General features: G+C 65.6%; 21 protein-coding genes and 1 pseudogene. 4 read left to right on the plus strand and 18 right to left on the minus strand.

Annotation, left to right across the window (positions count from 1 at the left end; genetic code table 11):
- Positions 1–45 precede the first annotated feature (45 nt).
- The 12 genes and pseudogenes from C0J29_RS08915 to C0J29_RS08965 form a co-directional block, all read right to left on the minus strand.
- Positions 46–825, minus strand: coding sequence for an LLM class F420-dependent oxidoreductase (locus C0J29_RS08915; RefSeq protein WP_065043084.1), 780 nt, complete (start codon positions 823–825; stop codon positions 46–48).
- An 11-nt stretch (positions 826–836) separates the two neighbouring features.
- On the minus strand, positions 837–1,241 hold the full coding sequence (locus tag C0J29_RS08920; RefSeq protein WP_065164526.1) for a hypothetical protein: 405 nt from the start codon (positions 1,239–1,241) through the stop codon (positions 837–839).
- A 12-nt stretch (positions 1,242–1,253) separates the two neighbouring features.
- Positions 1,254–1,859 (minus strand): hypothetical protein, encoded by a 606-nt coding sequence (locus tag C0J29_RS08925; protein WP_371872482.1) that lies wholly within the window; start codon positions 1,857–1,859, stop codon positions 1,254–1,256.
- Between the two features lie 92 nt (positions 1,860–1,951).
- Positions 1,952–2,080 (minus strand): hypothetical protein, encoded by a 129-nt coding sequence (locus tag C0J29_RS34365; RefSeq protein ID WP_277950711.1) that lies wholly within the window; start codon positions 2,078–2,080, stop codon positions 1,952–1,954.
- 12 nt (positions 2,081–2,092) lie between these two features.
- Positions 2,093–2,866: a CbbQ/NirQ/NorQ/GpvN family protein gene (locus C0J29_RS08930; protein ID WP_120792083.1), complete on the minus strand. Its 774-nt coding sequence runs from the start codon at positions 2,864–2,866 to the stop codon at positions 2,093–2,095.
- Positions 2,863–4,380, minus strand: coding sequence for a nitric oxide reductase activation protein NorD (locus tag C0J29_RS08935; protein ID WP_120792084.1), 1,518 nt, complete (start codon positions 4,378–4,380; stop codon positions 2,863–2,865). Before C0J29_RS08935 ends, C0J29_RS08930 begins: the two co-directional genes overlap by 4 nt.
- A 114-nt stretch (positions 4,381–4,494) precedes the next feature.
- Positions 4,495–5,202 (minus strand): hypothetical protein, encoded by a 708-nt coding sequence (locus C0J29_RS08940; RefSeq protein ID WP_120794637.1) that lies wholly within the window; start codon positions 5,200–5,202, stop codon positions 4,495–4,497.
- A 157-nt stretch (positions 5,203–5,359) separates the two neighbouring features.
- Positions 5,360–5,974, minus strand: a complete 615-nt coding sequence (locus C0J29_RS08945) for a TetR/AcrR family transcriptional regulator (RefSeq protein ID WP_120792085.1) — start codon at positions 5,972–5,974, stop codon at positions 5,360–5,362.
- Positions 5,975–6,029: 55 nt separating this feature from the next.
- A pseudogene (arsB, locus tag C0J29_RS08950) lies at positions 6,030–7,112 on the minus strand (ACR3 family arsenite efflux transporter); the annotation flags it as partial.
- Positions 7,109–7,483, minus strand: coding sequence for an ArsR/SmtB family transcription factor (locus tag C0J29_RS08955; protein WP_120792087.1), 375 nt, complete (start codon positions 7,481–7,483; stop codon positions 7,109–7,111). The gene C0J29_RS08955 and the pseudogene arsB, both read right to left, overlap by 4 nt.
- 53 nt (positions 7,484–7,536) lie before the next feature.
- Entirely contained in the window at positions 7,537–8,487 is a 951-nt protein-coding gene (locus C0J29_RS08960) for a TauD/TfdA family dioxygenase (RefSeq protein ID WP_120792088.1), read from the minus strand.
- Positions 8,484–8,918 (minus strand): ArsI/CadI family heavy metal resistance metalloenzyme, encoded by a 435-nt coding sequence (locus C0J29_RS08965; protein ID WP_120792089.1) that lies wholly within the window; start codon positions 8,916–8,918, stop codon positions 8,484–8,486. Before C0J29_RS08965 ends, C0J29_RS08960 begins: the two co-directional genes overlap by 4 nt.
- A 103-nt stretch (positions 8,919–9,021) precedes the next feature.
- Between C0J29_RS08965 and C0J29_RS08970 the strand changes: the two genes are divergently transcribed.
- A complete protein-coding gene (locus C0J29_RS08970; RefSeq protein WP_120792090.1) occupies positions 9,022–9,381 on the plus strand; it encodes an Rv2640c family ArsR-like transcriptional regulator in 360 nt (119 codons plus the stop codon).
- An 8-nt stretch (positions 9,382–9,389) separates the two neighbouring features.
- Here C0J29_RS08970 and C0J29_RS08975 read toward each other — a convergent pair whose 3' ends face one another.
- Positions 9,390–9,800 carry an arsenate reductase ArsC gene (locus C0J29_RS08975; protein ID WP_120794638.1) on the minus strand — a complete coding sequence of 137 codons (411 nt, stop codon included), beginning with the start codon at positions 9,798–9,800 and terminating at the stop codon, positions 9,390–9,392.
- Positions 9,801–9,886: 86 nt separating this feature from the next.
- On the opposite strand from C0J29_RS08975, the gene C0J29_RS08980 reads away from it, so the two are divergent.
- Positions 9,887–10,822, plus strand: a complete 936-nt coding sequence (locus tag C0J29_RS08980) for a TIGR03619 family F420-dependent LLM class oxidoreductase (RefSeq protein ID WP_120792091.1) — start codon at positions 9,887–9,889, stop codon at positions 10,820–10,822.
- Here the strand turns inward: C0J29_RS08980 and C0J29_RS08985 are convergent, their stop codons facing one another.
- The 3 genes from C0J29_RS08985 to C0J29_RS08995 are packed head-to-tail and all read right to left on the minus strand — an operon-like array spanning position 10,823 to position 14,095.
- Positions 10,823–11,419, minus strand: a complete 597-nt coding sequence (locus tag C0J29_RS08985) for a DUF732 domain-containing protein (RefSeq protein ID WP_120792092.1) — start codon at positions 11,417–11,419, stop codon at positions 10,823–10,825. It lies immediately after the preceding gene.
- Positions 11,420–11,448: 29 nt separating this feature from the next.
- On the minus strand, positions 11,449–13,170 hold the full coding sequence (locus C0J29_RS08990) for a patatin-like phospholipase family protein (RefSeq protein ID WP_120792093.1): 1,722 nt from the start codon (positions 13,168–13,170) through the stop codon (positions 11,449–11,451).
- A gap of 37 nt (positions 13,171–13,207) precedes the next feature.
- Positions 13,208–14,095 carry an Rv3090 family protease gene (locus tag C0J29_RS08995; protein ID WP_065162191.1) on the minus strand — a complete coding sequence of 296 codons (888 nt, stop codon included), beginning with the start codon at positions 14,093–14,095 and terminating at the stop codon, positions 13,208–13,210.
- A 46-nt stretch (positions 14,096–14,141) separates the two neighbouring features.
- Here C0J29_RS08995 and C0J29_RS09000 point away from each other — a divergent pair, with 46 nt between their 5' ends.
- On the plus strand, positions 14,142–14,540 hold the full coding sequence (locus tag C0J29_RS09000) for a DUF4267 domain-containing protein (protein WP_065162192.1): 399 nt from the start codon (positions 14,142–14,144) through the stop codon (positions 14,538–14,540).
- On the opposite strand, the gene C0J29_RS09005 is transcribed toward C0J29_RS09000, so the two are convergent.
- Positions 14,537–14,956, minus strand: a complete 420-nt coding sequence (locus C0J29_RS09005) for a PPOX class F420-dependent oxidoreductase (RefSeq protein WP_120792094.1) — start codon at positions 14,954–14,956, stop codon at positions 14,537–14,539. The genes C0J29_RS09000 and C0J29_RS09005 overlap by 4 nt on opposite strands.
- Before the next feature lie 96 nt (positions 14,957–15,052).
- On the opposite strand from C0J29_RS09005, the gene C0J29_RS09010 reads away from it, so the two are divergent.
- Positions 15,053–15,880 carry an LLM class F420-dependent oxidoreductase gene (locus C0J29_RS09010; RefSeq protein WP_120794639.1) on the plus strand — a complete coding sequence of 276 codons (828 nt, stop codon included), beginning with the start codon at positions 15,053–15,055 and terminating at the stop codon, positions 15,878–15,880.
- 3 nt (positions 15,881–15,883) lie between these two features.
- Here C0J29_RS09010 and C0J29_RS09015 read toward each other — a convergent pair whose 3' ends face one another.
- Positions 15,884–17,086, minus strand: a complete 1,203-nt coding sequence (locus tag C0J29_RS09015; RefSeq protein WP_120792095.1) for a cytochrome P450 — start codon at positions 17,084–17,086, stop codon at positions 15,884–15,886.
- Positions 17,087–17,092: the final 6 nt, after the last annotated feature.

Below are 17,092 nucleotides of genomic sequence, written 5' to 3' on the forward strand. Positions count from 1 at the left end.
GGGGGCTGTGCACCGCTTTTCGGCGCATACCCGGGCAACTGGGTGCTAAAACTCCGGGCGGTGTGCAACCGGGCGTAGTTCAACCAGGCGTTTCACGTCGTCCAGGTCGTACGGTGCGCGCAGGCCGAGGATCAGGTGCTCGGCGCCGGCTCCGACCAGTGACTCCATCAGGGCGGGGTCGGGGCGCTCGATCCACACGGTGCGTTCGATCTCGCGCGGGTCGCGCCCGACCTCGTCGCACCACCGGTCGATGACCAGGTTCTTGGCCCGGATCGTGGCGGCGTCGCCGTAGCCGTTCCACATGTCGGCGTGCTGCGCAACCAGACGCAGCGTGCGCCGTTCCCCGTTGCCGCCGATCAGGATCGGCAACGGGCCGAGTGGTCCCGGCTGCAACAGGGCCAGGCGCCGGCGAATGCGAGGGAGCGCCTCGGCGAGCAGGTCGAGTCGTTGCGCGGGCGTGCGCACCGGGTAGCCGTATTCGATTTCGTCCTTGTCCATCCAGCCCGACCCGATGCCCAATACCGCTCGGCCCCCGGACAGGTGGTCGAGGGTGCGGGCCATGTCGGCCAGCAGGTCGGGGTTGCGGTATCCGCACCCGGTGACCAGCATCCCGATCTGGGACACGTTCGACGCGGTGACCGCCATCGCGGCCAGGATCTGCCAGCCCTCGAAATGCGCCTCGTCCGCGGCTCCGTACAGCGGCGGGAAGAAGTGATCCCACGTCCACAGGCTGTCCACGCCGAGTTCGTCGACCGCCTGCCACGCCGCCCGCAGGTCGGCCATGGTCGTGTTCTGCGGATGTATCTGAACGCCGATCTTCACCATCGGCTCGAAATCTACCGGTGCTGCTGAGCCTGCCGGGCAATCCGTTCGTCGTGGATCCGGACGAGTTCCCGGAACCCGAGCCGGTGGTATTTCGGTACCGGCTGGATTCCCCACACGTCGCGTGCGGTGTCCTTGCCGGCGACGCCCTCCGGCGGTCCGAGCGGTGGGTAGGGATACTTGCACTCCAAAGTGTCATCGGAGTAGCGCACTTTCAGCAGTTCGCTGCAGATCTCGGTGAGACTCAGGGTCGGGTATCCGTAGTAGACGGCCATGAAAGGCAATGTGAACGCGCCCTCGATGACCAGCGCCACCAGGCACACCAACACCGCACGCTTGATCCACTTGTGCATGCGCGCGTAATAGGCGGTGGTGCCCGGGGGCAGGTCTTCGGTTCGGTCTTCAGCTGGTGTCGTCATCGTCCGGTCCTGTCAGTCGGTGAAGATTTCGCGGTTGACGGTGTGGAGGTAGGGGATCGCCAGAAAGGGTGTGATGTAGAAGATGTCGTACAGCCACCAGCCGATGACCGGGAACACGACACCGGCGTACCGCACATCGGCGTACATGGTCATGTTGAAGACGTAGGCCGTCCAGATCACCACGCCCATCCAGCAGGTGACCACCATCCACTGGTGTCCCCAGCGCTTCATCTGCAGGAAGCCGATGGCCGCCGCCACCCGCATCGAGAAGACGGTGAGGATAAGCCCTGCCACATAAGCCTTTTCGCCAGGGCCGGCGGCACCACCGACCCACAGCTCGTTGTAGTGCCAGAAGTAGCCGGCGTCGAACATGTTGCCCCAGCCGACCATCAGCACCCGGTTGATCAGAGTGTGGTTGGCGACCAGGTCCAGCGCCCAGCCGAGGCTGTTGAGGCAGCCGTCGATCAGGACCAGGTAACCGATCAAGGTGACGATCATGGGCCGCACCGCAAGGCCGGCGCGTAATGCCTGGCGCTGCAACCAGACTCCACGCATGAAGATAGGAAAGCCGATGACGCCCGGCGCCCACATTCCCATCAGCGCGGCTCCGGCAATCATCCACTTGTCAGCCCGCCGCTGCGCGTCGCGGGACGCCTCCTCGTGGTCGGTGGGATCGGCGGCGGGTGAATTGCTCTGCAGCGATGGTTGATTCACAACTCCCACCAGCCACGCGCAACGGACATATACAGCTGAATGGCGAACATCACCAGCAGGTAGCCGTAAATGAACAGCTGAAAGACGATCAGCGCCCTCTTGCGTTTACGCTCCTGTTCGTTCATGTCTCGCTCCTCTCAGTGCAGGCTGGCGGCCGCGATTTCACGCAGTCCCTCGGCGATGGCGCCGTCGGTGCTCAGCGGCGCGAGAATGCAGGCGTGCGCCGCGTCCGTCTCGGAAGCTCCCGATGCGATCAACTTCGCCGCGGTGACCAGAACCCGGGTGGACGGTGGCTCGAAATGGAAGATGTCGTCGGCTTGGCGGATAGCTATGGCACAGTGCACAAGTCGTTGTGCGACAGCCGCGTCGACACCCGATTCTGCGACGATGACGGCCGCTTCGCGGTCGGCCGGCAGATAGGACATGGGCAGCGTGGCGAAGCGTTGCCGAAACGACGGTTTGAGATCTTTGAGCGAGCTGCGGTAGGCGGGGTTGTAGGAGCAGACGAGCATGAATGAATCCGGCGCTTGGACGACTTCACCCGCGCGGTCCAGATAGAGAGCGCGGCGGTGATCGGTCAGAGAGTGCAGAATCGCCAGTGAATCGTGGCGGGCTTCCACGACCTCGTCGAGATAGCAGAGGGCGCCGTCTTTGACGGCTCTGGTCAGTGGACCGTCCGTCCACACCACATCGCCTCCGGTCACCATGAACCTGCCGACCAGATCCGAACTCGTCAGATCGTCGTGGCAGCTGATGGTGACGACCGGCCGGCCGAGGAGTGCCGCCATGTGCTCCACCAACCGCGTTTTCCCGCAACCGGTAGGTCCGGTGAGCATGAGCGGGATCATCTGCCGGTACGCCTGCTCGAACAGCCGCACTTCGTTGCCGCTGGGCACGTAGCCGTCGGTCATGCGGCAACCAACTCACGATGAACATGGGCCAGCACGCGCGGAAGTTCCTCGACGCGCCGGATACGTTGCGAGCGAAGCGGTCCGAACACCTCCGGCAGAGGGTCGACCCGGGTCGGCCCGACGCCCACGTAGTACACGGACACGCCCGCGTCGCCGGCCTCGTCGACCGCGTGCGCGACGTCGGCCCACGCGTAGCTGCCCTCGTAGCCCTCATCGGACATCAGACCGTCACCGAGCACGATGAGCAGGCGTCGTTCAGCGGGTTGCTCGAGCAGCCGACTGGTCAGGTGACGTATGGGCGCGCCCAGCCTGGTGTAGCCGCCGGTCGTCAGGCCGGCGCCTCCCGGTGCAATGAACCGCCGCTCCGGAAAGTCCTTCAGACAGCGCACTTCCACGTAATGACGGCCGTTTCCGGTGAACACGAAGATCCCGTGCCGTTCGCGCGCGTCGGTCATCGCCCGCGACAGTGCGTCGGCGCAGTCCAGCTCCAGCCGGAATGTGCGGCCGCCGTGCACGCCCAGGGACATACTCCCGTCCAGGAGCAGCGCGGTGGCAACATCGCGACCGGCGGGTGCCAGCTCTCGAAAGATGCGGGGCGGGAATGCTTCTCCGGCCTTGGTGTCGACGTGATAGCGGACGTACGCGTCGACGTCGATGTCGGATCCGTCTTCACGGCCGTTGGCCATGGCGCGATGGGTTTGTTCCTCGAACCACTTGCGAAGGTCGGCCGGGACGGGGTTGGGCCGGCGAACGGGCACCCCGTGCCTGCGCTCGACAACCGCCACATGGTCGGACAGAAAGCTCTTCGTCCAACAGTTCCACTCGGGGTAGGGAATGCCCTGTCTGCGTTCGGGACTGACATCGAGATCGTTGTCGTCGGGTCTGCTGGGCGGCGGCAGATTGGGATTGCGTACGCCGCCCTCGCCACCGACCGGCACCGAGTAGGGACGGGGACGGCGCTTTTGCGTTGTGGTCCAGGGCATTCGGCCACGCCGGCGGATGGCGGAGGTCCACCCGCGCTGCTCGAGGCGGGCAGCCGGCAGACTCCCGAGCAATGGGTGCTCGGGCAGATCTGTCCGGGCACGCGCTAATTCGATGGCGCGGTCGAGCATGACGGCCGCGGCCGTGTCGGCCGCGATGATGTCCACATCGGGAATCGCACGCCTTGTGTCACACAACAGTCCGGGCCACCGAGAGGCGATCCATCCGAGTGCGACGCCCGCCTCGACGAGGGTCAGCGCGCGTCGTTCCCGCGGCGACAACTCATGCAGACGGTACGCGGCGATGCGTTCCTTCGACGGCGAACATTGCAGTGCCACTCCGCATGTCAACGTTCGACGGGTCCAGTGCGGGTCGGCCGCGGGGTAGGGCACGTGCACAACGCGCAGGCCGGCGTCCAGTCCGAAGCCGCGCTTGGCACCGGTGGTCAACCGCGCGTCTGCTCGGCGCCGTTCGCTCAAGGCGACAGCGGTCAGTGCGCAGCTGCGTTCGATCGAACCTGCGGTGGTCTCCACTTTTTCAGAAGGTGCCGATGTTGGAGAACATCCAGTACCAGAACCAGATGATCAGGCCGGTGCCGCCCCACGCGGCGACATACCGGAGAAGTTCCCACCACATGAATGACCTCCCTAGTCGGAGAAAATCTCCCGATTCACGGTGTGCAGATAAGGAATCGCCAGAAACGGCGTGATGTAGAAGATGTCGTAGAGCCACCACCCGATGACGGGGAGTACGACACCGGCGAAGCGCACGTCGGCGTACATGGTCATGTTGAAGACGTAGCCGATCCAGATCACCACACCCATCCAGCAGGTGACGATCAGCCACTGATGGCCCCAGCGCTTCATTTGGAGAAACCCGATCCCGGCGGCGATACGCATGGTGAACACCGTCAGGATCAGCCCGACTTCCCAGCCCTTTTCGCCCGGGCCGGCTGCACCGCCCACCCACAGTTCGTTGTAGTGCCAGAAGTAGCCGGCGTCGAACATGTTGCCCCAGCCGACCAGCAGTACCCGACCTAGCAGGGTGTGGTTGCCGACCAGATCCAGCGCCCAGCCCACCGTGTTGATGGCAGCGTCGATGATCACGAGGTAGCCGATCAACGTGATGATGACGGGTCTAACCGACAGTCCCTGCCGTGCGGCGCGTCGTTGCAACCAGACTCCGCGCAGGAACAGCGGAAGGCCGAAAACGCCCAGTGCCGCAGTGCCTATCAGCAGGCTGCCGCAAATGAGCCACCGGTCGGCCTGACGCTGCGCGACGCTGGACCGCTCGGCATGCTCGTCGAGGCTGAGTGCGCGATCGCTGCCGGCGCCGGAGCGCCCAGGCGCGCGCAGCTTCGGAATCCGATTCGAGGTCAGATTCAAAGGTCCCTCCCGAGATGCGCCCGGAACGTCGGCTCCGACGGTCGCGTGGCGTGTCGAGCTTGGCACGCTTCACTGACTTGAGTCAATAACCGAGGGCACGCCGCGGTGGCCGGACCCCACGTCGAAATCAGGCTGAGGGTCCCGGAGCGACCAAGCTCCACATCGTCCTTTTCACGTAGTCCTCGACCATGGCGTCGCGCACCGGCCAACCGGTCGTGGTGGTCAGTAACGCATACAGTCCGAGTAGGAAGAACACGGCACTGTTGATGGGGTTGACATCGGGATCGACTTCGCCGCGTTGTTGAGCGGCTTCGATTTCGTGTGCGACAGCAACGATGATCGGGTGGTCCCGGCCGACTTCGGCGGGCGGGCGGGTCTGTGAAAAATGCAGTGCCAGAAAGTTTTTGAACAGTGCGACGCCCAGACGACGCTCGAGCCCGACTATCAGGCGGACGGACTCGCGTAGGGCGCCGGCAAGATCATGCTCCGATTCCAGGAAGCGGGCGAACCTGTCGGCGATGCGCTGCTCTTCACGCTGTTCGAGTTCCAGCAGCACATGTTCTTTGGTGGGGAAGTGAAAGAAGAACGTGCCGTGTGCGACGCCGGCGGCGTCCACGATGGCGCCGACGTCCGCGTCGGCCATGCCCGTCCGCTTGAACTCGGCCACGGCGGCACCCAGCAGCCGCTCTCTGGTCTGCAGGCGCTTGGACTCGCGCGCTGAAAGGCCCTTGACCGCTGTCATGTTCGCTCTTCCCGTCGCGGGATACTATCACTGATTTCAGTCAGTCAACGATACCTGCGTCGGGGTCCCGCAGCGGGAAGCGCCGACGCAGCGCCAGCGACACGAAGACCAAGGCCACCAGCACGGGCACTTCGATCAGAGGTCCGACGACACCGGCGAGGGCTTGCCCGGAGGTGGCGCCGTAGGTGGCGATCGCGACCGCGATGGCCAGTTCGAAGTTGTTGCCGGCGGCGGTGAAGGCGAGTGTGGTGGTGCGTTCATAGCCCAAAGCCAGGGCCGCGCCGAGAAGGTAGCCGCCGCCCCACATGATGGCGAAGTAGGCCAGCAGCGGCAGGGCGATGCGTGCGACGTCCAGAGGTCGGTTGGTTATCTGTTCGCCTTGCAGCGCAAAGAGAATGACGATGGTGAACAGCAGGCCGTACAGGGCCCACGGGCCGATGGCCGGCAGGAACCGGGTCTCGTACCAGTCGCGCCCCTTCGCGCGTTCGCCGAAGCGGCGGGAGAGGTAGCCGGCCAGCAAGGGAATGCCGAGAAAGATGACTACGGACTTCGCGATCTGCCACGGTGAGGTTGAGATCGATGTCTGGGGCAGGCCCAGCCAGCCCGGCAGGACCGACAGGTAGAACCAGCCGAGGACGGCGAACATCAGAACCTGAAAGATCGAGTTCAGGGCGACGAGCACGGCGGCGGCCTCGCGGTCGCCGCAGGCGAGATCATTCCAGATGATGACCATGGCAATGCAGCGCGCCAGTCCGACGATGATCAGACCGGTGCGGTATTCGGGCAGGTCCGGCAGCAGCAACCAGGCGAGGGTGAACATCAGCGCAGGACCGAGGACCCAGTTGAGCAGCAGGGAGCTGACCAGCATCCGGCGGTCGGCGGTGACGGTGTCGAGGCGGTCATAGCGCACTTTGGCCAGCACCGGGTACATCATGACGAGCAGCCCAAGCGCTATCGGAAGCGAAATACCGTCGATCTGAACCTTTTCCAGCGTGGTGTTCAGCCGCGGAATCCAGCGGCCGAGCAATAGGCCGGCGGCCATGGCGATCCCGATCCACACCGGGAGGAATCGGTCGAGGGTGGATAGTTTGGCGACGACTGTCGTGTCGGACTCGGACGGTGCGGTCGCATCGCTCACGCTGGTGCTCCTGAATATGTGTTGTCGTGGACAGCGAGGGCTGCCGACAAGACGCGAACCGCCTCAGGTACCACTGCGTAATACACCCAGGATCCGCGGCGCTCCGATGTCAGCAATCCGGCGTCGCGCAGCACCTTGAGGTGGTGCGAGATGGTCGGCTGCGAGACGGTGACACCTGCGGAGATGTCGCAGACGCAGGACTCGCCGCCGGCGCGGCTTGCGATGGCGCTGAACAACTGGAGCCGCACCGGGTCGGCGAGAGCCTTGAGTTGCACCGCGATTTCGGCCGCCGCCTCGGCCGACAGCGGCTGAGCGAGCAGCGGCGTGTTCGTGCAGTGACTTTCGGTGGCCGGCGAACGTGATTTCGACACTGGTCGATATTGACAGGCATCGAATCTCAGGACAAGTCCAGCCCCGCCTTGGCTCAACGGTTGTTCTGCCGCGGAATTCCGCCGCGCAACAGTTGATGGGTGGTGGCCGTGGCGGTCTTCAGCCACAGCCGCAGCAGGTGCCGTCGGCGCGAGAGATCCTCGGCATCGGTGTAGGCCTCCCGCGAGTGCAGCACGACGGCATTGTTCAGTAGCTGAACATCGCCGGGCTCGAATCGCATCTCGATGTGGAAGGCAGGATCGTTGGCGATGGCCTCAACGAGATCCAAAGCCGCGCATTGATTCTCGGTGAGTCTCGGTGCGCCGGGATGACGCTGCGAGTCCCGGATGTACCAGGCGATGAAGAACAGTCGCGGCGTCCCGTTCAGGTCCGTGATGGGTGGCAGCTCGAAGAACGGCGGTTCGCCGGCGCCCTGCTCCCCGTTGCGGTCCCACGGCATCGACTGGTACATCACGTCGACCAGATGCGGTGCGCGCCGCAACATCTCGTTGTACACGGCGTGTGCGCTGACGATCCTGGACTCCCCACCCGACTGCGCCGGGTGCAGGCACAACAGCCCGACGAGGTCGGAGCCGTCGCTGTGGAAGTCCTGGCGCAGGTTGGTGCGGTACTTGCGCACGCCCGGGGCGGCGGGTTGGCGTTCGTCCCGGATATGGGTGAGGACGCTGGCGTCGCGGTCCTGGCCGACCGGCTCACCCAGCAAGCGGCCGAGACCCAGGTAGGCCAGCTCGGTCTCGGCTTCGGTGAGCAGCTCGATCGGAAACTGGCGCAGTCGCACGAAACCGGGACCGTGGGTCAGCAGTTCCTCCCAGCGCCGCGCGGCCTCGCCGAAATGGCGGGTGAGATCTGTGAACTCACCTCCGCGCCCGTAGCTAGCCAATGCCCGCCGATCTGCCGGGGAGAGGTCGAACGACCAGAGCGACTCGTCGGGGAAGTCGCCGGGCGTCCATACCGACGGTGCGTGTACGCCGACCGCCGACCTCACTGCACCCCCACCTCGGCACCACAGCAACGGGCTCCTTCGGCAACCGGCTCGGGTGCGAAGAAGGTTTCTGAATCGGCCAGCTTGGTGTAGATCTCCCAGCGGTGTCCGCCGGGGCCGTTCACCCACACCTTGTCCTGGGTGGCGAAACAACAGGTGGTGCCCATCTCCTCCTGCGTGAACAAGCCCTCGGCGCTGAGGCGCGCGATCTCGGCGTGCACCTCGTCACTGGAATCCACTTCCATCCCGAGGTGGTTGAGCGTGCCGCCCTGGCCTGGGTTCTCCAGCAGGACGAGCTTCAGCGGCGGCTCTTCGATGGCGAAGTTGGCGTAGCCCGGTTTGACCTTGGCGGGGGAGGTGTTGAACAGCTTGGAATAGAACGCGATGGCCTCGTCGAGGTCATCGACGTTGAGGGCCAATTGAACACGGGACATGGAATGCCTCCTGACAACCTTTGCGACATATGTCGAACTAATCGGATAGAGCACAGCATGCCACTTTTTCGATATATGTCAAACCTTCTGGCATGATGGAGTCATGCCCAAGGCGCTACCGGTGATCGACATCTCCGCGCCGGTGTGTTGTGCACCGGTGGCGGCAGGAGTGATGAGCGACGACGACGCGCTGCAAATCGCGCTGCGACTCAAGGCGCTGGCCGACCCGGCGCGGGTGAAGATCATGTCGCTGCTGTTCGGCGGCGCCGCGGACGGATGCAACAGCGGGGAGCTGGCGGTTGCGATCGGGGTGGGCGAGTCCACGGTCAGCCATCATCTGAACCAGTTGCGCAATGCGGGTCTGGTCGAGTCCACCAGGCGCGGCACGAGCGTGTACCACCGCCCGCATCGGGCCGCGGTGGCCGCACTGGTCGGTGTGCTCGACCCGAATTGCTGTTCCTAGAACAGCTTTCAGGTTCCTGCGGGCAGCAGCTCGGCGATGAGATCTTTGACGCGGGCCCGGATCTCATCGCGGATGGGCCGTACCGCTTCCACGCCTTTGCCGGCCGGATCCTCGAGCACCCAGTCGCGGTAGCTCTTTCCCGGAAAGAACGGGCAGGTGTCACCGCACCCCATGGTGATGACCACATCTGAGGCCTGCACCGCGTCGGCGGTCAGGATCTTGGGGTTTTCGGCGGAGATGTCGATGCCGACCTCAGCCATGGCCCGCACCGCGGCGGGATTGACCGCATCGGCCGGCGCACTGCCCGCCGAACGCACCTCGATGGCGTCACCGGCCACCGCCGCGAGGAACCCCGCGGCCATCTGGGAGCGGCCGGCGTTGTGGATGCAGACGAACAACACGGAAGGTTTGGCGCTCATCGGGGCCACCATATCGGTTGCGCCGCCACCGGCGCGTGCCGTGCGGCGCGCGTCCGAGATACTCGGTGGGTGACGGGAATCGGCGGATGACGGATCATCCGAAACTCACGCTCTATCTACGCAACTTCAGCGACGGCCCAGATGCGGACTGGTCGGGGACGCTGGACGCCGCCCGCGCCATGGATGCGGTCGGAGTCGATCGCGTCGTGGTGTCCGACCATGTGGTGTTCGGCGAGAACCTGGACGCCTACGCCGATCCGGCGGTGGGCGGAACCACCGGTGGCAGACAACCGACCGGCCCTGACGGCCAGTGGCTGGAACCCCTCATCCTGCTGACCGCAATCGCCGCAACCACCACGCGGATCAGGCTGGGCACCTCGGTGCTGCTGGCGGCGCTGCGACGGCCGGCCGTGCTGGCCAAGCAGTTGGCCACCATGGATGTGCTGTCGGGTGGACGGATCGACCTCGGCGTGGGGATCGGTTGGCAACGCGAGGAGTACCAGGCCGCGGGGTTGCCCTTTGAGCGCCGCGGCCGCCTGCTCGACCACACATTGGAGGTCTGCCAGACGCTGTGGACGCAGCAGCGGGGCAGCTACAGCTCACCGGAGCTGTCCTTCGACGGCATCCACCAGATGCCGAAGCCGTTGCAGCCCAATGGCGTTCCCATCTGGGTCAGTGGAACCGTGAACCCGGCCGTCGCGCGGCGTTTGAGTCGTTTCGGCATGCGCTGGATCCCGTGGGGCCCGGCGATCACCGACCTGGGCGGCGCGATCCCGGCGATGAAACGCGCGATCGCGGACACCGGCGCGGACCCGGACGGTCTCCAGGTGCAGGGTTCGGCTGGTCTGTTGCGGGGCGCCGATCGCCGGATCGATGTTGCTGCCTCGGTTGCGGGGGTCCCGCGCATGGTGGCAGACGGTGCCACCGACATCCGGTTCTCGGGGTCGCTGCCGTCGGACCCCGGCCAGGCACAGGACGTGCTGGCGGAGTTGGTCGATGCCTTCCGGAAGATCACCGACTGATCAGATTGCGGCGACCAGCTTGCTGTACTGCGGGCAGTAGGCGCGGACCGAGATGGCGACGAAGTCTTCGGCGTGGGCCGCGAAGTCCGGGCTGCTGGAGCGGAACTGCGCGACCACCTCCTGCACCGTCATGCCCTGCCCGATGTTCTGGCACACCGTTTTGCCGTTGAAGACGGCGGCTTGCGGGTTGGCGAACTGGATGCCCTTGTCGTTGAGCGAGGCGATGTAGCGGCTGTCCTGGTCCGCCGTGGAGGAGACGGTGGTGGTGGCCGGCGCGGTGGTGGTGACGGGCGCGGTCGTGGTGCGCGCCGGCTCTGCGGCATTGCCCGAGGAGTTGTTCTTGTGCATCAACCAGCCCGCGACCACGATCACCACGGCCAGCGCCAGACAGATCAGCAGGACGGCGGCGGCTCGGGTCCACGCGGTGGTCCAGGACTGGTCCACGTCGTCGGGCGGTGGGGTGGGGACGGCGCGGCTGCCAGGGGCGGCGGGGCTGTCTTGAATGTCCGCGAGTTCGTTCCCGCTCGACCATGCCAGGTTTTCCGAGGCTGCCGTTTCGCCGGCGTTGTAGTCGGCGCCTCCGACCCGGTCGACCATGGGGGTAATCGTAGTCCGCGGCGGCCGTCTCAGGTCAGGTGGCGGTTGCGCCAGCGGGACAGCCGACCGCTCGGCGACTGAATCGCCGCCATCACCGAGCTCATGGACGATGCCACCGACTTGGCGTGTTCCTGCGGTTGCGCCGCGGGAACCGGCGGCGCGTCACCCACCCACCAGGTTGGCGACAACAGCGCCGACGTCACCGGGATCGCCCGCTCGACGCTGGCTCGACCCCATCGGTAGGCGCGGTCGATCGCGGTGGTCGACGGGGCCAGGTTGATCGGCGACAGGGTGGGTTCGTAGCGGACCAGGTGGTCGGCATAGGGCAGGTTGCGCAGCATCTGCAGCTGGATCGCCTGCAGGATCGGGGCCAGCCACAGATGTCGCGAATCCCATTGCGGGTGAAAGCAATCGAACGCGAGATAGCAGGCATTGCGGGTCCCGAGCTTGCCGTCGCGGACCTGCTTCCACGCCAGCTCGACCGGTACGTTGCTGGCCGCGCCGCCGTCGACGAGTGCCGCGATCTCCCGCTCGGCGAACAAGTCCTCCAGCAGCGGCAGCATCCGGGCGTCGCTCGTCTCGTGATGCAGCACGCCGGGGATCGCCGAGGAGAACGAAGCCGCGTCGAGGACGTCGAAATCGAGTGCCGGATCATCGCCGGAGATCACGATCGGCTTGACCACCCGCAGGTCGATGAACGCCGACACCTGCCACATGCGCGCCGCCACCACCGGGCCGATACCGATGGGGCGGAAGGGAATCGAGCGCCCTTGCAGCGCCGCCAGCTCGGGGCGGCGAAACCGCGAAGGCAGTGCGGCGTAGGGCTGCCGGCGAACCCCGGCGACCACCACGTCGAACGGAATCGCCAGGTCCGACATCCGCAGCCGCTCACCGTCTTCCCTGCTGAGCAGGGCGTGCGCGAACTGGTCGAAGCGCAGCGTGAACAGGCCCGCCATGCCGTGGCGGCGACGGACCCGCTCGGGTCCCAGGATGGCGCGGTAAGAAACCGTCTTGGCCCAGGCCACGTACTCCTCGATCGGCACCGGCAATTCGCGGGCCACCAGGCTGCCGATGATCGACCCGAACGACGAGCCGATCATGTAGTCGGGTAACTGGCCGGCCTCCAACAGGCGCGCCATGCCGCCGATGTAGACGAAGCCCGCGCCGCCACCGCCGCCGAGGACGGTGACGAGCTTCTTGTAGCCCACTTCGGCGTCGAGTTCGGCGGCCGAGAAGTCGTTGCGGTGGCGATCGATGAGTACCTGTCGCTGGTCGTCCTGGTCCTGGGTCAGGCCCGCCAACAGCTCGCGTGCCGCCGTCAGCGCCTTGATCTGGTCGGGTTCCTCGCGCAACGGAGCGAACAACGCATCGACGACCCGGGAGCGCCAGGGCCCGATTTCGGCGCCCACCGAGATGTCCCCGCGGCCCCGACTGCCGCCCGGCCCCGCGACCCCTGGTTCGAAGTCGGCCAGCCGCGCGAAGTTCAGGATGTAACGCAGTCGGCGCAGTTCCTCGTCGCTGAGCACATCGGGATTGGCCAGGTGGTTACGAACCAGCCGGTTCTCCATTTTCTGCAGGAGCAGGGCCGGATCGGCCGACGGCAGATCGACGGTGTCCAGGGCGGCGTCGGTGGCTTTGGTCTCAGGGTCTTCGAGGTCTTCCAGCGCCGGCGTGAGATCGAACTCGGGCACGTGGCGGCCCCTGCGAGGGCCGAAACGGCCAAGCAGCACGTCGGCGAACGGGATGTCCATGAGGAACCACCCTCTCATGGGCGGCTCCCGGTCGTGACTACCGTCCGGGGACGGGCACCGTGGGCATCGCCGTGGTACCCGGCCAGCAACCCAGCGGGCTGATGCCCTTGTTGATCGCCGCCGTGATGCAGTTCTGCACAACCACGTTGGGGTCGTTGCTGATGGAGCGCGACAGGATCTCGTTCGCCTTGGCCTGAGCCTCGGCCGTGCGCTGCGACTCCACCGCGATCGAGGTCTGGGCGCGCTGCTGGTTGAGCTGGTTGATCTTGTCCTCGGTGCCCTGGTCGTACTGGATGGTGGGCACGTTGATGTCGAAGATGTCGACCTGCCCGCCCACGTCCTTGCGCATCAGGTCCGCTGCGCGCTTGGCGAGGTTGGGCAGCGGCGAGACGTCCAGGTTTTGCGGGTCCAGCGGGTTGAATGCGGCGAACACCTCGTTGAGAGCGACCGACAGATTGCGCTCGATCAGGTTGACGCGCACGTTGTCGAACGTCTTGTACTGCTGGAAGAGTTCGGGAGCCGCGGGTTGTTTGAGCTGCCAGCGGATGCTGACGTCGGCCCAGGCGGTGGACTGGTTGCCCAGTCGCACCATGATGCGCTCATCGTGGTTGCCGTCCTTGACGTACTTGTCGATCTGCACCGCGCCGTCCATCTGGTGCGTCATCTGCCAGGGCCACTTGCCGTGGAATCCGTTGTTCAGACTCACCCCGGTGGGGCGTCCGAAGGTGGTGACGATCGCGATCTGGCGGGTCCCGACGATCGTGAAACAGCCCAGCAGGAAGAACAGCACCGCGGCCGCCAGCGCTCCGATGACCGCCGTCCGGCGCCGGTTGCGGGCCTTGTCTTCGCGGCTGACCAGCCAGCCGAGGGCCGCAACGCCGGCCGCGATCAGGCTCAAGACGAACATCACGATCTGCCACGTCATCCCAGACTCCTTCTCCTGTGGTGTGGGAAGACTCTAAGCTGCCGCCATGGCCATCGATCGTGCCGCTCTCATCGCGGGCAGTATCCGACTCGCTTCGGGGATCTCGTTCCTCGTCGACCCCATCAAGGCGAACAAACTGTGGGGGGACCCGGACGATCAGACCGCGACGGCGCAACTGCTGTTGCGGTCGATGGGCTACCGCGACGCGTTGATCGGCGGGCTGCTCGCCACATCGGCGTTGCGCGGCAAGAACACTCGCGGCTGGTTCCTGGCCTCCGGCGGCGCGGACGCGGCTGACCTGTTGGGCGGGCTGTCCGTGCATGGTCAGCTCAAGCGGTCCCAACAGATCATCGGCCTCGGCGGCGCGATTGTCGGTGTGGGCGTGGGGCTTTGGGGTGCGGCCCGGCCGGCCAAGCGGGTTGAGCAAGTGCCCGCCGCCGACTAGCTCCAGGGACCGATGCCGCCGACCTTGTCGATGCGGATGCGGGTCAGGAATCCCGGTGGCGCATCGGCCGGCGGGAACACGTCCGGGTCCGACAGCGTCTGCGCGAGTTCCTTCAACAGTTCCGGCGCACCGCCTTCGACGATGCGTGCCGTGCCGTTGATGGCGAGGTACGGGCGCATCTCACCGTGCGGGTCGTCGGTCGAGACGACGGTGAGGGCGACACGGGGATCGTTACGGACGTTGCGCACCTTCTTGTGTTCGCTTAGGTGTGCGGTGACGATTTCGTCGCCGTCCGGGGTGGACTGCAGCGCCACCCAGACCAGGCTCACCTGAGGACTGCCGTCGGGATTGAGGGTGATCAGCGTGGCATCTGCGCCCTTGCCGATGAGTTCACGTGCCGCGTCGTTGAGGTTCATGCGTTGTTCTACCGCTGCGGTCAGCAATTAATTCCCAACGGTTCATTTTCTTGTCAGCTTTTTCTTGTCAGAGTGGACCCGACGAAAGGGACGACCATGCGCTTCGGAATTCTGACGTTCATCACCGACGAGGGCATCGGCCCGATCGAATTGGGACCGGCACTCGAGCAGCGGGGCTTCGATTCGCTGTTCCTCGCCGAGCACACGCACATCCCGGTCACCCATGACAGCCCCTATCCCAGCGGCGGTCCGATTCCGCGGAAGTACTACCGCCCTCTCGACCCGTTCGTGGCACTTAGCGCAGTGGCCGCCACCACTCGAACACTGTTGCTGGGCACCGGAATTGCGCTGCTGCCGGAACGGGATCCGATCGTCACGGCCAAGGAGGTCGCTTCCCTGGATCTCGTCTCGCAGGGCCGATTTATGTTCGGGGTCGGCGTCGGATGGTTGCGGCAAGAGGTTGCCAATCACGGCGTCGATCCCGCGGTGCGTGGGCGGGTGTCCGATGAGCGGCTAAGCGCGATGATCGAGATCTGGACGCAGGAGGAGGCCGAATTCCACGGGAAATACGTTGATTTCGACCCGATCTATTGTTGGCCGAAGCCCGCGACGAAACCGCATCCGCCGTTGTATGTGGGTGGCGGGGGACCGGCCAGCTTCAAGCGCATCGCCCGGTTCAATGCCGGGTGGATCGCGCTCAGCCCGTCCCCGGAACTGCTGGCGGGTCCGCTGGAGGAGTTGCGTGCGTTCGCCGGCCCCGATGTCCCGGTGACCGTATGCCAGTGGGGTGAAGCCACGGCGCAGACCCTCGAGGGTTATGCGCCGCTGGGGGTGGAGCGGGTCTTGCTCGATCTGGAGACGGCGCCACGCGATGAGTCGCTGCGTCGATTGGACGAGTTGGTCGAGCTCGCGCGACTGACGTGACGCTCAGGGAAAGACGATGCGCAGCCTTTCCCACCCGCGCACCGTAGAGGTCGGCGCCAGCTTGAGGCTGTCGTAGTCGACGTCCCATTCCGGCCATCGGTTCAGCAGTTCGTCGAGCGCGACCCTGCCTTCCAGACGCGCCAGATTCGCGCCGAGGCAGTAGTGCACGCCCTTGCCGAAGGTGAGGTGGGAGATGTTGTCCCGGTGCAGGTTGAAAGTGTCAGGGTCTTTGTAGCGCAACGGATCCCGATTAGCGGATCCGAAGAGCAGCAGGACCGCGCTACCGGCCTGCACCGTCGTGCCATAGGCCTCGAAGTCGCGGATGGTGTAGCGCGCGACGTGTGGGCCGGTGGGCTCGAAGCGCAGTGTCTCGTCGACCGCGCGCGTCAGCAGGGAGCGGTCTTGGGCGACTTCCCGACGCTGGTCGGGATGTTCGGCGAGCACCTTGGCCAGCCACCCGATCAGCCGGCCCGTCGTCTCGTTACCGGCACCGGCGACCACCTGCGTGTAGTGCAGGACTTCCTTTCGGGTGAGCTTTCTCGTCACACCGCTCTCGTCCTCGAACTCGACGTTGAGCAGCGCCGTCATCAGGTCGTCGGACGGGTTCCTGGCGCGCCAGTCGACGTAGTCGGCGTAGATCCGGCCGTCGGCGATCGAGTCCGGGTCGGCCACCTTCATCGGGGTGCCGGGTTTGGTGCGCAGGTTGGCATCGTTGGCGTCGCGCACCCCGATCTGGTCGTCTTCGGGGATGCCGAGCAGCATGCCGATGACGCGCATCGGCATCATGGACGCGAGTTCGGCGATGATGTCGAAACCGTCGGAGCCGACCAGGGGATCGAGGCACCGGACGCAGTAGGCGCGGATCTGGTCCTCGATCGCGGCCATCCGCCGCGGAGTGAACACCCGGGACATGACCCCGCGCAACATGGTGTGTGTCGGCGGGTCTTCGAACATCATCACGCCGGGAGGCATCGGGAACTTGGACTGGATCAGCTCCAGGATGTCACTTCGGCTGTTGGAGAACGTTTCCCAGTCCGACAGGGCCTTCTCGACGTCGGCGTGCCGGGAGATCGCCCAGAAGTTGTAGCGCTCGTTGTAATACAGCGGCGCCTCGTCGCGCAGGCGGGCGAAGGTGGGGTAGGGGTTGGCGGTGATGTTGACGTCATACGGGTCGTAGTAGACGTCGGTGTCCGAAGTGATCGTCATGCCAAG

The organism is Mycobacterium paragordonae, assembly GCF_003614435.1.
Taxonomy (GTDB): Bacteria; Actinomycetota; Actinomycetes; order Mycobacteriales; family Mycobacteriaceae; genus Mycobacterium; species Mycobacterium paragordonae.

Coding starts and splice junctions, on each gene's coding strand:
- C0J29_RS08915 (WP_065043084.1), bottom strand. CDS start 825: ATGGTGAAGATCGGCGTTCAGATACATCCGCAGAACACGACCATGGCC.
- C0J29_RS08920 (WP_065164526.1), bottom strand. CDS start 1,241: ATGACGACACCAGCTGAAGACCGAACCGAAGACCTGCCCCCGGGCACC.
- C0J29_RS08925 (WP_371872482.1), bottom strand. CDS start 1,859: ATGATTGCCGGAGCCGCGCTGATGGGAATGTGGGCGCCGGGCGTCATC.
- C0J29_RS34365 (WP_277950711.1), bottom strand. CDS start 2,080: ATGAACGAACAGGAGCGTAAACGCAAGAGGGCGCTGATCGTCTTTCAG.
- C0J29_RS08930 (WP_120792083.1), bottom strand. CDS start 2,866: ATGACCGACGGCTACGTGCCCAGCGGCAACGAAGTGCGGCTGTTCGAG.
- C0J29_RS08945 (WP_120792085.1), bottom strand. CDS start 5,974: ATGACAGCGGTCAAGGGCCTTTCAGCGCGCGAGTCCAAGCGCCTGCAG.
- C0J29_RS08965 (WP_120792089.1), bottom strand. CDS start 8,918: ATGTCCCGTGTTCAATTGGCCCTCAACGTCGATGACCTCGACGAGGCC.
- C0J29_RS08970 (WP_120792090.1), top strand. CDS start 9,022: ATGCCCAAGGCGCTACCGGTGATCGACATCTCCGCGCCGGTGTGTTGT.
- C0J29_RS08975 (WP_120794638.1), bottom strand. CDS start 9,800: ATGAGCGCCAAACCTTCCGTGTTGTTCGTCTGCATCCACAACGCCGGC.
- C0J29_RS08980 (WP_120792091.1), top strand. CDS start 9,887: ATGACGGATCATCCGAAACTCACGCTCTATCTACGCAACTTCAGCGAC.
- C0J29_RS08985 (WP_120792092.1), bottom strand. CDS start 11,419: ATGGTCGACCGGGTCGGAGGCGCCGACTACAACGCCGGCGAAACGGCA.
- C0J29_RS08990 (WP_120792093.1), bottom strand. CDS start 13,170: ATGGACATCCCGTTCGCCGACGTGCTGCTTGGCCGTTTCGGCCCTCGC.
- C0J29_RS08995 (WP_065162191.1), bottom strand. CDS start 14,095: ATGACGTGGCAGATCGTGATGTTCGTCTTGAGCCTGATCGCGGCCGGC.
- C0J29_RS09000 (WP_065162192.1), top strand. CDS start 14,142: ATGGCCATCGATCGTGCCGCTCTCATCGCGGGCAGTATCCGACTCGCT.
- C0J29_RS09005 (WP_120792094.1), bottom strand. CDS start 14,956: ATGAACCTCAACGACGCGGCACGTGAACTCATCGGCAAGGGCGCAGAT.
- C0J29_RS09010 (WP_120794639.1), top strand. CDS start 15,053: ATGCGCTTCGGAATTCTGACGTTCATCACCGACGAGGGCATCGGCCCG.
- C0J29_RS09015 (WP_120792095.1), bottom strand. CDS start 17,086: ATGACGATCACTTCGGACACCGACGTCTACTACGACCCGTATGACGTC.